This is a genomic window from Variovorax boronicumulans, assembly GCF_019352895.1.
GTDB lineage: Bacteria > Pseudomonadota > Gammaproteobacteria > Burkholderiales > Burkholderiaceae_C > Variovorax > Variovorax boronicumulans_A.
The window spans coordinates 1,286,991-1,300,392 of record NZ_JAAAFX010000004.1 but is presented as its reverse complement, the minus strand read 5'-3'; the positions used below and the strand labels follow the sequence as shown (position 1 = coordinate 1,300,392).

At 67.8% G+C, this 13,402-nt stretch carries 13 protein-coding genes; 11 read left to right on the top strand and 2 right to left on the bottom strand.

Translation table 11 applies throughout. The annotated features are described in order from the left end of the window. Window positions 1-23: 23 nt before the first annotated feature. Entirely contained in the window at window positions 24-734 is a 711-nt protein-coding gene (locus K0H49_RS07605; RefSeq protein ID WP_219210821.1) for a FadR/GntR family transcriptional regulator, read from the bottom strand. A gap of 152 nt (window positions 735-886) precedes the next feature. Here K0H49_RS07605 and K0H49_RS07600 point away from each other — a divergent pair, with 152 nt between their 5' ends. Beyond that, on the top strand, window positions 887-1,621 hold the full coding sequence (locus K0H49_RS07600) for an SDR family oxidoreductase (protein WP_219210819.1): 735 nt from the start codon (window positions 887-889) through the stop codon (window positions 1,619-1,621). A gap of 64 nt (window positions 1,622-1,685) precedes the next feature. Next, the gene (locus tag K0H49_RS07595; RefSeq protein ID WP_219210816.1) at window positions 1,686-2,534 is read left to right on the top strand and encodes a fumarylacetoacetate hydrolase family protein; all 849 of its coding nucleotides are present in this window, start codon (window positions 1,686-1,688) and stop codon (window positions 2,532-2,534) included. Window positions 2,535-2,585: 51 nt separating this feature from the next. Here the strand turns inward: K0H49_RS07595 and K0H49_RS07590 are convergent, their stop codons facing one another. Further along, a complete protein-coding gene (locus K0H49_RS07590) occupies window positions 2,586-3,470 on the bottom strand; it encodes a LysR family transcriptional regulator (RefSeq protein WP_219210814.1) in 885 nt (294 codons plus the stop codon). Window positions 3,471-3,577: 107 nt separating this feature from the next. Here K0H49_RS07590 and K0H49_RS07585 point away from each other — a divergent pair, with 107 nt between their 5' ends. The 9 genes from K0H49_RS07585 to K0H49_RS07545 form a co-directional block, all read left to right on the top strand. Then, entirely contained in the window at window positions 3,578-4,336 is a 759-nt protein-coding gene (locus K0H49_RS07585; RefSeq protein ID WP_219210812.1) for an SDR family oxidoreductase, read from the top strand. A 238-nt stretch (window positions 4,337-4,574) separates the two neighbouring features. Continuing rightward, the gene (locus K0H49_RS07580) at window positions 4,575-5,252 is read left to right on the top strand and encodes a TetR/AcrR family transcriptional regulator (RefSeq protein WP_219210811.1); all 678 of its coding nucleotides are present in this window, start codon (window positions 4,575-4,577) and stop codon (window positions 5,250-5,252) included. 70 nt (window positions 5,253-5,322) lie between these two features. Continuing rightward, complete coding sequence (locus K0H49_RS07575; RefSeq protein WP_219210809.1) at window positions 5,323-7,119, top strand: acyl-CoA dehydrogenase C-terminal domain-containing protein; 1,797 nt, start codon at window positions 5,323-5,325, stop codon at window positions 7,117-7,119. Window positions 7,120-7,162: 43 nt separating this feature from the next. Next, complete coding sequence (locus K0H49_RS07570; protein WP_219210807.1) at window positions 7,163-7,597, top strand: DUF2147 domain-containing protein; 435 nt, start codon at window positions 7,163-7,165, stop codon at window positions 7,595-7,597. A gap of 121 nt (window positions 7,598-7,718) precedes the next feature. Beyond that, complete coding sequence (locus tag K0H49_RS07565) at window positions 7,719-10,118, top strand: 3-hydroxyacyl-CoA dehydrogenase/enoyl-CoA hydratase family protein (RefSeq protein ID WP_219210804.1); 2,400 nt, start codon at window positions 7,719-7,721, stop codon at window positions 10,116-10,118. 51 nt (window positions 10,119-10,169) lie between these two features. Next, a complete protein-coding gene (locus tag K0H49_RS07560) occupies window positions 10,170-10,595 on the top strand; it encodes an endonuclease domain-containing protein (RefSeq protein ID WP_257624617.1) in 426 nt (141 codons plus the stop codon). Continuing rightward, window positions 10,592-11,788: an acetyl-CoA C-acyltransferase gene (locus K0H49_RS07555; RefSeq protein ID WP_219210802.1), complete on the top strand. Its 1,197-nt coding sequence runs from the start codon at window positions 10,592-10,594 to the stop codon at window positions 11,786-11,788. Before K0H49_RS07560 ends, K0H49_RS07555 begins: the two co-directional genes overlap by 4 nt. A 43-nt stretch (window positions 11,789-11,831) precedes the next feature. Then, the gene (locus K0H49_RS07550; RefSeq protein ID WP_374122314.1) at window positions 11,832-12,665 is read left to right on the top strand and encodes an acyl-CoA thioesterase; all 834 of its coding nucleotides are present in this window, start codon (window positions 11,832-11,834) and stop codon (window positions 12,663-12,665) included. A gap of 4 nt (window positions 12,666-12,669) precedes the next feature. Then, a partial coding sequence (locus tag K0H49_RS07545) for an enoyl-CoA hydratase (protein ID WP_219210800.1) occupies window positions 12,670-13,402 on the top strand: 733 nt, incomplete at its 3' end.

The following is a 13,402-nucleotide window of genomic DNA, read 5'->3' as shown; positions in this document are numbered from 1 at the left end:
GAGAAACTCTGCTGGCGCGTCGATCAGGCAGCTTTCTTCGCGCGGCGCCAGCTCGCGCTGAATCTCTGGTGGGACTTGTCCATGTGTTCGTGCATCGCCGTGCGCGCCGCATCGGCGTCGCGCGCGGCGATGGCATCGAGGATCTGCTCGTGTTCCGCAATGGCCGAGCGCCAGGAGGGCAGGGTCTCGAAGTAGCCACCCAGCCGCGTGAAGATCGGGCCGTTGCGCGAATCCCAGAAGCCTTCGACCGTCTCCTGCAGCACCACGTTGCCGCAGGCGCCGACGATGGCCAGGTGGAAGGCGCGGTCGCCTTCGAGCGGCATCACGTTGCGGCCGGCCAGTTCCTGCATCAGCGCGATGGCGCGCGTCATCGCGTCCACGTCCTTGCGCCGGCCCTGGGCCGCGGCCAGTGCGGCGGTCTCGCCCTCGACCACGCGGCGCGCGCGGATCAGCTCCAGCGGCCCCCATTCGAGGGCAGCGACCGGCGCTGCCTGGCGTTGCGAGCGGTCCTGCACGTACACGCCCGAGCCGGTGCGCACCTCGACCCAGCCCTCGACCTCGAGCGCGATCAGCGCCTCGCGCACCGAAGGCCGGCTCACGCCCAGCTGGCGCGCCAGGTCGCGCTCGGCCGGTAGCCGTGCGCCGGTGGCGAATTCGCCGTCGCCGATCAGCGTGCGCAGCTGGTCGGCGATCTGGCGGTAGAGGCGCTGGGGCGCGATGGACTGCAGGGGCACGGGCAGGAAAGAAGAAAAAGGGGGGGGGTTAAGGGTTGTCCTGAATTGGACAAGTGGTCAGACCAATTCAGAATACGGGCGCCGCCGGGTGCTCGCCATCGGGCGAAACCCTGAAAAGCCACACATCCATCCCCCACTCACCAGGACATCGCATGAGACTCCAGGGAAAGACTGCCCTCATCACGGCCGCCGGCCAGGGCATCGGCCGCGCCACCGCCCTCGCCATGGCCGCCGAAGGCGCCCAGGTCTGGGCCACCGACGTCAACGCCGCGCTGCTCGAGAGCTACGCCGGCACGCCCAACGTGCAGACCGCGGTGCTCGACGTGCTCGACAAGGCCGCCATCCAGGCGCTGGTGGCGCGCATGCCGGCCGTCGACGTGCTGTTCAACTGCGCGGGCGTGGTGCACAACGGCACCATCCTCGACGCCACCGACGACGACCTCGACTTCGCCTTCCGACTCAATGTGCGGGCCCAGTTCTGGGCCATCCAGGCGGTGCTGCCGCGCATGCTGGCCGCGGGCGGCGGCAGCATCATCAACATGGCCAGCGTCTGCTCGAGCATCAAGGGCCTGCCCAACCGCAACGTCTACGGCACCACCAAGGCCGCGGTGCTGGGCCTGACCAAGAGCGTGGCGGCCGACTACGTGCTGCAGGGCGTGCGCTGCAATGCGGTGTGCCCGGGCACGGTCGACACGCCCTCGCTGGGCGAACGCATCAACGCCAACGCCGATCCGGTCGAGGCGCGCAAGGCCTTCATCGCGCGCCAGCCCATGGGCCGGCTCGCGCAGGCGCACGAGATCGCGCCGGTCGTGGTGTTCCTGGCCAGCGACGAAGCCATCTTCGCCACCGGTCAGGCCTTCTCCGTCGACGGCGGCATCACGATCTGAAGCACGCCGGCAGCGGCCGGCACCACTGAATACACTCCTCACCACCTTTGAAAGGAATCTCTGAATGAAACTCGTGCGTTACGGCAACCCCGGCAAGGAAAAGCCAGGCCTCATCGATGACAACGGACAACTGCGTGACCTGAGCGCGGTGGTCAAGGACCTGGGGCCGGACCAGCTGGGCGATGCCGCGCTGGCCAAGCTGCGCAAGCTCAAGACCGACAAGCTGCCGCTGGTCAAGGGCAAGCCCCGCCTGGGCAGCCCGGTGGCCAACGTCGGCAAGTTCATCGCCATCGGCCTGAACTATGCGGACCACGCCGCGGAATCGAACCTGCCGATTCCCAAGGAACCGATCGTGTTCATGAAGGCCACGAGCTGCATCCAGGGCCCCAACGACCCGGTGATGCTGCCCAAGGGCTCGGTCAAGTCCGACTGGGAAGTCGAACTCGGCGTGGTCATCGGCACGCGCGCACGCTATGTCTCGCAAAAGGACGCGCTCAACTTCGTGGCCGGCTACTGCACCATCAACGACATCAGCGAACGCGAGTACCAGATCGAGCGCGGCGGCACCTGGGACAAGGGCAAGGGTTGCGACACCTTCGGCCCGATCGGCCCCTGGCTGGTGACGCGCGACGACGTGCCCAACCCGCAGAAGCTCGCCATGTGGCTCGACCTCAACGGCAAGCGCGTGCAGACCGGCAGCACCAAGACCATGATCTTCTCGGTGGCCAAGCTGGTGAGCTACGTCAGCCAGTTCATGACGCTGATGCCCGGCGACGTCATCACCACCGGCACGCCCCCCGGCGTGGGCCTGGGCATGAAGCCGCCGCTCTACCTGAAGAAGGGCGACGTCATGACCCTGGGCATCGAAGGCCTGGGCGACCAGCGCCAGGAAGTGGTCCCCTTCAAGCTCTGAAGGCGGTGAGGGCGGGCGCGCCATGCGCCCGCCAGGTGTCATTCGACGCGTTCAGCGCAGCACGCGCACCAGTTCGTCGAACACCAGCCGCACGCGCGCCGGCACCGGCGCGCGCTGCGGTCGATAGACATTGATAGGCCAGGGCACCGGCGCCTCGGCCTCCAGCACCTCCACCAGCGCGCCCGATGCCAGCCACGGTTCGGCCAGGGGTGCGATCAGCTGACCGAAACCCAGGCCCGCCAGCACGGCCGCGCATTCGGCATCGATGTGGTCCGTCACGAAGGCGGGCGACGACACGGTGAACAGCCGCTTGCGGCTGAAAGCCCAGGGCCAGGGACGGCCCGAACTCCGGTCGATCAGCGCCGTCAGCGGCAGCGCCGACAGCGCCTCGATGTCGCGCGGCGTGCCGACGCGCGCGATCAGCGCCGGTGCGCCCACCACGCGCAATGGCATCTTGCCCACGGTCCGCGAGACGAAGCGTGCATCGCGCAGCGGACCCACGCGCACGCCGATGTCGATCTGCTGGTCGACCACGTCGGCATGCTGCTCCGACAGCCGCAGGTCGAGCACCAACCCCGGGTGCGTCGCCAGCAGCGGCGCCAGCGCCCGGGGGATCGCGTGCGCATACACCTGCGGCGCCGTGACGCGTACCGTGCCGCTGTGCTGCGACAGCGCGCGCCGGTCGATGCGGTGGAAGAGTTCGTCGACCCCGCCTACCGCCACCCGTGCGCGCTCCGCGAGCTGGCGACCGAAGTCGGTGAGCTGCACGCCGCGCGTGCTGCGATGGAACAGCGGCTCGCCCAGTTCGTCCTCCAGTTCGCGCACCGCACGCGTCACCACCTGGGGCGAGACCGACAGGCGCACCGCGGCCTCGCGGAAGTTGGCGGCGTCGGCCGCGGTGCAGAACACGCGCAGGGCTTCGAGACGGTTGGACATGGGCGTTCCTATTCAGGGAATTCTGAAGGCGCTAAGCCTTCATTTACGGGAATGCCTGGATTTTCCACACTGCATGCACTTCTTCAACACCCTTCAAAGGAATTCCCATGACATCCGTTCAAGACAACATCCGCGGCAAGGTCGCGATCGTCACCGGCGCGAGCAGCGGCATCGGCGAATCGATGGCCCGCCACCTGGCGGCACGCGGCGCCAAGGTGGTGCTCGCGGCGCGCCGCACCGAGCGGCTCGAGCAGGTGGTCGCCGAGATCCGCGAAGCCGGCGGCGAGGCCATCGCGGTGGCCACCGACGTGTCCAAGCGTGCCGACCTCGAGAAGCTCGCCACCGCCACCATCGAGGCCTTCGGCCGCATCGACGTGCTGGTCAACAACGCGGGCGTGATGCCGCTGTCGCCCATCGAGCGCCTCAAGGTCGACGAGTGGGACCGCACCATCGACGTCAACATCAAGGGCGTGCTCTACGGCATCGCCGCCGTGCTGCCGCGCATGCAGGCGCAGGGCAGCGGCCACATCCTGAACGTGGCGTCGATCGCCGGCTTCAAGGTGTTCACGCCCATCGGCACGGTGTACAGCGCGAGCAAGCACGCCGTGCGCGCGATCTCCGAGGGCCTGCGCGTCGAGATGGGCAACAGCGGCGTGCGCGTGACGGTGGTGTCGCCCGGCGCGGTCGAGTCGGAACTGCGCTTCGGCAGCACCGATGCCGACGCCACCGCCGGCCTCAAGGCCTTCTACGAGGCCAACCAGATCCCGGCCGACGCGGTGGCGCGCGCCGTGGTCTATGCGGTGGAGCAGCCGGCCGACGTGGACATCAACGAGGTGGTGGTGCGGCCGGTGTCGCAGGACTTCTGAGAACGGACATGCGAGGGAAGCTGCCGCGCACCCAGATCCCGCATCCGCGGTGCCCACCGCATGTGAGTGCGGCCCCGCTCCTCCATGCAGGCTCGGGGCGTTCGCGACGCGTCCTTCGCCTGTTTTGAGCCGGCTGCTTCTGCCGAAGCCCTTCAACAGTTGAGGGCTTCTTTTAGCCAAAAGGCCAAAGCCACGACAAAATAGAACGATCGTTCGTTTTTATGTCGAGGCTTTCACCATGTCTGTCAACGCTGTTCCCGCCAAGCCCGCAAGGGTTGCCCAGAAGGGCCAGCAGACCAAGGCCGTCATCGTCGACGCCGCGCTCGCGCTGGCCGCGCAGATCGGGCTCGAAGGCCTGTCGATCGGCGCGGTGGCCGAGATCACCAAGATGAGCAAGTCGGGCGTGTTCGCCCACTTCGGCTCGCGCGAGGAACTGCAGATCTCGGTGGTGCGCGAGTACCACGCACGTTTCGAGCAGGAGGTGTTCTTCCCGGCGCTGAAGGCGCCGCGCGGCCTGCCGCGGCTGCGCGCCATGTTCGCCAACTGGATGAAACGCACCTCGACCGAGATCGATTCGGGCTGCATCTACATCAGCGGCGCCTCCGAATTCGACGACCGCCCGGGCCCGGTGCGCGATGCGCTGGTCGAGTCGGTCAGCATCTGGCAGGCCGCGGTGCTGCGTGCCATCGTGCAGGCCCAGGGCGAAGGCCATCTGCGCGCCGACGCCGACGAACGCCAGATCGGCTTCGAGATACACGGGCTGATCCTGGCGCTGCACTACGAGGCGCGCTTCCTGCAGGTGCCCGGCTCCATCGGCCGCGCCAACACCGGCTTCGACAACATCCTCGCGCGCAGCGCCACCGCCGAGGCGCCCACACCGGCGCCCGCGGGCCGCCGCCTCAAGACGGTGCGCTGAGGCGCCGCCGTCTTCGTTCTTTTCGCGTTTTTCCCTTTCTCTTTCCTCTTTCCTTTTCCGGAGTCCATCGATGCCGCTCTACACCCCACCGCTGCGCGACATGCAGTTCGTCCTGCACGAAGTCCTCAAGGTCACCGACGAGTTCAAGGCGCTGCCGGTCCATGCCGAGACCGACATCGACACCGTCAACGCGGTCATCGAGGAGGCCGGCAAGTTCGCGGCCGAAGTCACCTTCCCGCTGAACATCGGCGGCGACGAAGAGGGCTGCGTGCTCGACAAGGCCACGCACGAGGTCAAGACGCCCACGGGCTTCAAGGACGCCTACGCCAAGTTCGTCGAAGGTGGCTGGGCCGCGCTGTCCTGCGACCCGAAGTTCGGCGGCCAGGGCCTGCCCTTCGTGGTCAACCAGTGCCTCTACGAAATGCTCAACAGCGCCAACCAGGCCTGGACCATGTACCCGGGCCTCTCGCACGGCGCCTACGAGGCGCTGGTGGCGCACGGCACCGACGAGCAGAAGAAGACCTACCTGCCCAAGCTGGTGAGCGGCGAGTGGACCGGCACCATGTGCCTGACCGAGCCCCATTGCGGCACCGACCTGGGCCTGCTGCGCACCAAGGCCGAACCGCAGGCCGACGGCAGCTACCGCATCACCGGCAGCAAGATCTTCATCTCGGCCGGTGAGCACGACATGACGGACAACATCATCCATCTGGTGCTGGCCCGCCTGCCCGACGCGCCCAAGGGCAGCAAGGGGATCAGCCTGTTCGTGGTGCCCAAGTTCCACGTCAAGGCCGACGGCTCGCTGGGCGAGCGCAACCCGATCTTCTGCGCCGGCCTCGAGCACAAGATGGGCATCCACGGCAACGCCACCGCGCAGATCGTGATCGAAGGCGCCACCGGCACGCTGGTGGGCGAGCCCAACAAGGGCCTGGCCGCCATGTTCGTGATGATGAACGCCGCCCGCCTGGGCGTGGGCAACCAGTCGCTGGGCCTGACCGAAGTGGCCTACCAGAACGCGCTGGCCTATGCCAAGGACCGGCTGCAGATGCGCTCGCTGTCGGGCGTGAAGGCCAAGGACAAGGAAGCCGATCCGATCATCGTGCACCCCGACGTGCGCAAGATGCTGCTCACGGCCAAGGCCTATGCCGAAGGCGGCCGCGCGCTGCAGATCTTCTGCACGCTGCTGCTCGACAAGGAACACCACCATCCCGACGAGAAGGTGCGCAAGGACAGCGGCGAACTGGTCGCGCTGCTCACGCCCATCGTCAAGGCCTTCATCACCGACAACGGCCACACCGCGACCAACGCCTGCATGCAGGTCTTCGGCGGCCACGGCTTCATCAAGGAATGGGGCATGGAGCAGTTCGTGCGGGACAACCGCATCAACATGATCTACGAAGGCACCAACACCATCCAGTCGCTGGACCTGCTGGGCCGCAAGATCCTGGGCAACAACGGTGCCACGCTCAAGAAGTTCGGCAAGCTGGTCGGCGCACTGGTGGCCGAAGAGGGCGTGAACGAGAAGATGAGCGAGTTCATCACGCCGATCGCGGTGCTGGGCGAACAGCTGACCAAGTTCACCACCGAGATCGGCTTCAAGGGCTTCCAGAACCCCGACGAAGTGGGCGCCGCCGCGGTGGACTACCTGCGCGTGGCTGGCCATTTCGTGTTCGGCTACCTGTTCGCCCGCATGGCCCAGGTCGCGCTGCGCGAGATCGCCGCCGGCAACACCGACCCCTTCTACGTCGCCAAGCTGCAGACGGCTCGCTTCTACTTCGCCAAGCTGTTCCCCGAGACCGCGACGCTGATGCGCACCGCGCGTGCCGGCAGCAAGGTGTTGATGGACACCGACGCCGCACTGGCCTGAGGCCAACCCTTCCCATCCTTCTTCAACGCACCGGGAGACACGCATGAAAAAAACACTCGCGACCCTTCTGTTCGGCGCCATCGCGGCGTCGGCCATGGCCCAGAGCAGCCCGGTGGGGCTGTGGCGCAACGTCGACGACAAGACCGGCGAGGCCAAGGCCGAGATCCGCATCGGTGAGACCAACGGTGCGCTGCTCGGGCGCATCGAGAAGTCGTTGAAGAAGGACGGCAAGCCCGACGCGGTCTGCGAGGAATGCAGCGACGACCGCAAGGGCCAGCCCATGGCCGGCCTCGAGATCATCCGTGGCGGCAAGAAGGCCGAAGGCAAGGACGTCTGGGAAGGGGGCAAGATCCTCGACCCCGAGAACGGCAAGGAATACCGCGCGAGCTTCACGCCCATCGAGGGCGGCAAGAAGCTCGAGGTGCGCGGCTACCTGGGCCCTTTCTGGCGCACCCAAACCTGGAACCGTGTTCCTTGACCCACTCCCGTCGCTGCTCACTTCGTGTAGCAGCCTCCCCCTCAAGGGGGCAACACCAGCGGCCCGGCACAGCCGGTTCCGCGGTGTTCCCCGAACTGACTCAGAACTTCGAAACCCCGCTATGTCCCGATTTCAAGTGAAGAAAGTCGCCGTGCTCGGCGCCGGCGTGATGGGTGCGCAGATCGCGGCCCACCTCGTCAACGTGCGCGTCCCCGTCGTGCTGTTCGATCTTGCGGCCAAGGACGGCCCCAAGAACGGCATCGTCACGCGCGCCATCGACAACCTCAAGAAGCAGAAGCCCGCGCCTCTGGGCGATGTGGCCGATGCCGTGCTGATCGAGCCCGCCAACTACGAGGACGACCTGGCCAAGCTCGGCGAGTGCGACCTGATCATCGAGGCCATCGCCGAGCGCATGGACTGGAAGCTCGATCTCTACAAGAAGATCGCGCCGCACGTCGCCAAGCATTCGATCCTGGCTTCGAACACCTCGGGCCTGTCCATCACCAAGTTGAGCGAGGCGCTGCCCGAAGCCCTGAAGCCGCGCTTCTGCGGCATCCACTTCTTCAACCCGCCGCGCTACATGTTCCTGGTGGAGCTGATCAACACGCCCACCACGCAGCCGCAGGTGCTCGACGACCTCGAAGCCTTCGTCACCAGCACGCTGGGCAAGGGCGTGGTGCGTGCGCACGACACGCCCAACTTCATCGCCAACCGCGTCGGCATCGCCGGCATGCTGGCGACCTTGAAGGAAGTCGAGAAGTTCGACCTCACGCCCGACGTGGTGGACGACCTCACGGGCAAGAAGCTGGGCCGCGCGAGCTCGGGCACCTTCCGCACCGCCGACGTGGTCGGCCTGGACACCATGGCCCACGTCGTGAAGACGCTGCAGGACAACCTGAACGCCGAGACCGATCCCTTCTATGCCAACTTCGCGACGCCGCCGGTGCTCGCCAAGCTGCTCGAACTCGGCAACCTGGGCCAGAAGACCAAGGCCGGTTTCTTCAAGAAGGTCGGCCGCGACATCCTGCGCTTCGACCTGGCGAGCGGCGACTACGTGCCCGCCGGCGAGAAGGCCGACGAGGTCTACGGCCGCATGCTCAGGAAACCCGCGGGCGAACGCCTGAAGCTGTTGCGCGAGAGCGAAGGACCGCAGGGCCAGTTCCTCTGGGCCATCCTGCGCGACGGCTTCCACTATGCCGCCGTGCACCTGGCCGAGATCGCCGAGAGCGCGCGCGACATCGACTTCGCGATGCGCTGGGGCTTCGGCATGAAGCAGGGCCCGTTCGAGCTCTGGCAGGAAGCAGGGTGGGCGCAGGTCGCGAAGTGGGTGCAGGAAGACATCGACGCCGGCAAGGCGCTCAGCACGGCACCGCTGCCGAAGTGGGTGTTCGAAGGCCCGGTGGCCGAGGCGGGTGGCGTGCACACGCCCGAAGGCTCGTGGAGCGCGTCGCAGAACAAATTCGTGGCGCAGCGCAAGCTGCCGGTGCATGACCGCCAGCTGTTCCCCGAGAGCGTGCGCGGCGCCAACGCGGCCGATGCCAACACGGCCGGCACGACGCTCAGCGACGAGGGCGACGTGCGCGTCTGGACGCTCGACGGCGAAGTGCTGATCGCCAGCATCCAGTCGAAGATGCACGCCATCAGCCCCGACGTGGCCGAGGCGCTGGGCGCCGCGGTCGACCTGGCCGAGGCCGAATACAAGGGCCTGGTGATCTGGTCGCCCGACGAGGTGTTCTCGGTCGGCGCCGACCTGCAGGCCATGTTGCCGGCCTTCGTGGTGGCGGGCATCGGCGCGGTCGAGGGCGCGGAAGAAGAGCTGCAGAACACCATGCTCAAGATCCGCTACGCCAGCGTGCCGGTGATCTCCGCCGTGCGCGGCATGGCGCTGGGTGGTGGTTGCGAGCTGGCGGTGTACTCGGCGAAGCGTGTCGCGGCGATGGAGAGCTACATCGGCCTGGTCGAGGTCGGCGTGGGTCTGATCCCCGGCGCGGGCGGCCTGACCTACATCGCACGCCGCGCGGCCGAGAACGCCGCGGCTTCGACGGGCACCGACCTGCTGCCCTTCCTCACCGAAGGCTTCACCGCCGCGGCGATGGCCAAGGTCGGCACCGGCGCGCTCGATTCGAAGAAGCTGGGCTACCTGCTCGACAGCGATGTGATCGTGCCGAACAAGGACGAACTGCTCTACGTGGCGCTGCAGCAGGCCAGGGCCATGGCCGACGCCGGCTACCGCGCCCCGCTGCGCCGCACGTTCCGCGTGGCGGGCCGCAGCGGCGCCGCGACCATCAAGGGGCAACTCGTGAACATGCGCGACGGCGGCTTCATCAGCGCGCACGACTTCCACATCGCGAGCCTGATCGCGCACGTGGTCACCGGCGGCGACGTGGACGCGGGCTCGCTCGTGACCGAGGAATACGTCATGGCGCTGGAACGCAAGGCCTTCTGCTCGCTCATCGTGCATCCGAAGACGCAGGAACGGATCATGGGGATGCTGGGCACGGGGAAGCCGGTTCGGAACTGAGCGGATCCCGCGTTTCTCCTTCCCCCTCTGGGGGAAGGCAGGGATGGGGGCATGCAGCCGATGCAAAACCAATCCACCTCCAAAGCTCAGCAGAACGCCCGCGTCCTGCGCCGCGGGATGACCGACGCCGAGCGCAGGCTCTGGAGCGGCCTGCGCAACGAGCAGTTGGGCGTGAAGTTTCGTCGGCAGCATCCGCTGGGCCACTACATCGCCGACTTCGCCTGTCTCGGTCCGAAGCTGATCGTCGAACTCGACGGCTCGCAGCATCAAGCGCAGCAGGACCACGACGCACGACGCGACACCTTCCTGCGTGCGCAGGGCTTCGAGGTGCTGCGCTTCGGATCGAACGATCCCTTTGTCAATCTTGAAGGGGTGTTGCAGGTGATCGTCAATCGCATCGACGAATTGACGGCCGCCTGCCCCCATCCCAACCTTCCCCCAGAGGGGGAAGGAGCCACATCCAGGAGCTCTCCATGAAACAAGTCCAAGACGCCTACATCGTCTCCGCCACCCGCACCCCCATCGGCAAGTCGCACCGCGGCTACTTCCGCAACTACCGGCCCGACGACCTGCTTGCGACCACGCTCAAGGCCGCGCTCGCGGCCGTGCCGGGCCTCGACCCCAAGGCCATCGAGGACATCATCTGCGGCTGCGCGATCCCCGAATCGCAACAGGGCCTGAACATCGCGCGCATCGGCGCGGTGCTGGCCGGCCTGCCCAACAGCATCGGCGGCATCACGGTCAACCGCTTCTGCGCTTCGGGCCTGTCGGCCGTGCAGATGGCGGCCGACCGCATCCGCGTGGGCGAGGCCGACGTGATGATCGCGGCCGGTGTCGAGAGCATGAGCATGGTGCCGATGATGGGCAACGCGCCCTCGCTGTCGCCCTCGATCTTCGAGCGCGAGGGCGACTTGGGCATCGCCTACGGCATGGGCCTGACGGCCGAGAAGGTCGCGCAGCAGTGGAAGGTGAGCCGCGAGGCGCAGGACGAATTCGCGCTCGCCTCGCACCAGAAGGCGCTCGCGGCACAGCAGGCCGGCGAGTTCGCCGACGAGATCACGCCGATCGAGGTGACCGACCGCACGCCCGACCTCGCCACCGGCGAAGCGATCGCCAAGCGCCGCACCGTGTCGCTCGACGAAGGCGCACGGCCCGACACCTCGATCGAAGGCCTGGCCCGGCTGCGCACCGTGTTCGCGGCGCGCGGCACGGTCACGGCGGGCAACAGCTCGCAGACCTCCGACGGCGCGGGCGCGCTGATTCTCGCCAGCGAGAAGGCGGTCAAGCAGTTCGGCCTGACGCCGCTGGCGCGCTTCGTGAGCTTCGCGAGCAAGGGCGTGCCGCCCGAGATCATGGGCATCGGCCCGATCGAGGCGATCCCGGCCGCGCTGCGCTATGCGGGCCTCAAGCACGAGGACATCGACTGGTTCGAGCTCAACGAGGCCTTCGCGGCGCAGTCGCTGGCCGTGATCCGCACGCTGGGCCTCGACCCGTCCAAGGTCAATCCCATGGGCGGCGCGATCGCGCTGGGCCACCCCTTGGGTGCGACGGGTGCTATCCGCTCCGCGACAGTCGTGCATGCCTTGCGGCGCAAGAATCTGAAGTACGGCATGGTCACGATGTGCGTGGGCATGGGCCAGGGCGCCGCCGGCATCTTCGAGCGGGTCTGATCCCCGCGGGGTCCGGCGCCACCGATCGAACAGGAGACAGGCAGTGACAACAGAACACGTATTCGACAAGGCGCTCGCGCTCCAGCACAGCGACATCCGCGCCGGGCATTTCACCGGCATGACCAGTCCGGACTACTGGAACATGGTCGGGCCCTTCGGCGGCATGACCGCGGCGATCGCGCTGCAGGCGGTGCTCCAGCATCCCGACCTGCTGGGCGCGCCGATCGCGCTCACGGTGAACTTCGCGGCCGCGATCGAGGCCGGTGCCTTCGACGTGCAGGCCACGCCGGTGCGCACCAACCGCTCGACCCAGCACTGGACCGTGCAGATCACGCAGGCGGGCATCGACGGCGCGCCGCAGATGACCACCACCGCCACCGTGGTCACGGCCGCGCGCCGCGACACCTGGGGCGGCACCGACCTGGCGATGCCGGAGGTCGCGCGGCCCGACACCCTGGCGCGCATGGAAGCCGCGCGCGCCGGCGTGGCCTGGTTCGCGCAGTACGACATGCGCCCGGTCAGCGGCGCGCCGCCCTCGACCTGGGACGGCGGCGGCGACCACAGCCAGACCCGGCTCTGGGTGCGCGATGCGCAGGCCCGCGCGCTCGACTTCCCCTCGCTCGCGGCCATGAGCGACGTGTTCTTCCCGCGCGTCTGGCTGCGCCGCGCCAAGCCGGTACCGGCCGGCACGGTCTCGATCACCACCTACTTCCACACCGACGCGGCGCAGATGGCCGAGGTCGGCAGCGGCTATCTTCTGGCCTGTGCGGCCGGGCAACAGTTCCGCAACGGCTTCTTCGACCAGAGCGCCCAGCTCTGGAGCGAAGCCGGCGTGCTGCTCGCCACCTCCAACCAGATCGTTTATTTCAAGGAATGACCCCATGAGCGACATCCTCGTCCACGCCGAAGCCGGCGTGATGACCCTGACTTTCAACCGCGTCGACAAGAAGAACTCGATCACCGGCGCGATGTACGGCGAGCTGGCCGACGCGCTGGCCCTTGCCGAGCAGGACCCGGCCGTGCGCGCCGTGCTGATCCAGGGCGACCCGACCATCTTCAGCGCCGGCAACGACATCGGCGACTTCCTCAACGCGCCGCCCGCGACCACCGAGTCGCCGGTGTTCCGCTTCCTGCGCGGCATCGCGACCTTCCCCAAACCCCTCGTCGCCGCCGTCTGCGGTCCGGCCGTGGGCGTGGGCACCACGATGCTGTTCCATTGCGACCTGGTCTACGCGGGCGACAATGCGGCCTTCTCGATGCCCTTCGTCAATCTGGGCCTGTGCCCGGAGGCGGCTTCCAGCCTGCTGGTGCCGCAGATGTTCGGCTACCACCGCGCGGCCGAGGCGCTGCTGCTGGGCGAACCCTTCATGGCCGAGGCCGCGCTCGAGATCGGCCTGGTGAACCGCGTGGTGCCGCCGACCGAAGCCAACGGCATCGCCCAGGCGCAAGCCCGCAAGCTGGCGGCCAAGCCGCTCACGGCGCTGATCGAGACCAAGCGCCTGCTCAAGAAATCGCAGCAGGCCGCGGTGCTCGAGCGCATGGACGAGGAAGGCCAGAGCTTCGGCCGCATGCTGCGCGAGCCGGCGGCACGCGAAGCATTTGGCGCATTCATGG

What these genes read in the sequence shown, in the direction of transcription:
- K0H49_RS07595 (WP_219210816.1), top strand. Translation starts at nt 1,686, where the DNA reads ATGAAACTCGTGCGTTACGGCAACCCCGGCAAGGAAAAGCCAGGCCTC.
- K0H49_RS07565 (WP_219210804.1), top strand. Translation starts at nt 7,719, where the DNA reads ATGTCCCGATTTCAAGTGAAGAAAGTCGCCGTGCTCGGCGCCGGCGTG.
- K0H49_RS07590 (WP_219210814.1), bottom strand. Translation starts at nt 3,470, where the DNA reads ATGTCCAACCGTCTCGAAGCCCTGCGCGTGTTCTGCACCGCGGCCGAC.
- K0H49_RS07575 (WP_219210809.1), top strand. Translation starts at nt 5,323, where the DNA reads ATGCCGCTCTACACCCCACCGCTGCGCGACATGCAGTTCGTCCTGCAC.
- K0H49_RS07600 (WP_219210819.1), top strand. Translation starts at nt 887, where the DNA reads ATGAGACTCCAGGGAAAGACTGCCCTCATCACGGCCGCCGGCCAGGGC.
- K0H49_RS07585 (WP_219210812.1), top strand. Translation starts at nt 3,578, where the DNA reads ATGACATCCGTTCAAGACAACATCCGCGGCAAGGTCGCGATCGTCACC.
- K0H49_RS07560 (WP_257624617.1), top strand. Translation starts at nt 10,170, where the DNA reads ATGCAGCCGATGCAAAACCAATCCACCTCCAAAGCTCAGCAGAACGCC.
- K0H49_RS07580 (WP_219210811.1), top strand. Translation starts at nt 4,575, where the DNA reads ATGTCTGTCAACGCTGTTCCCGCCAAGCCCGCAAGGGTTGCCCAGAAG.
- K0H49_RS07555 (WP_219210802.1), top strand. Translation starts at nt 10,592, where the DNA reads ATGAAACAAGTCCAAGACGCCTACATCGTCTCCGCCACCCGCACCCCC.
- K0H49_RS07570 (WP_219210807.1), top strand. Translation starts at nt 7,163, where the DNA reads ATGAAAAAAACACTCGCGACCCTTCTGTTCGGCGCCATCGCGGCGTCG.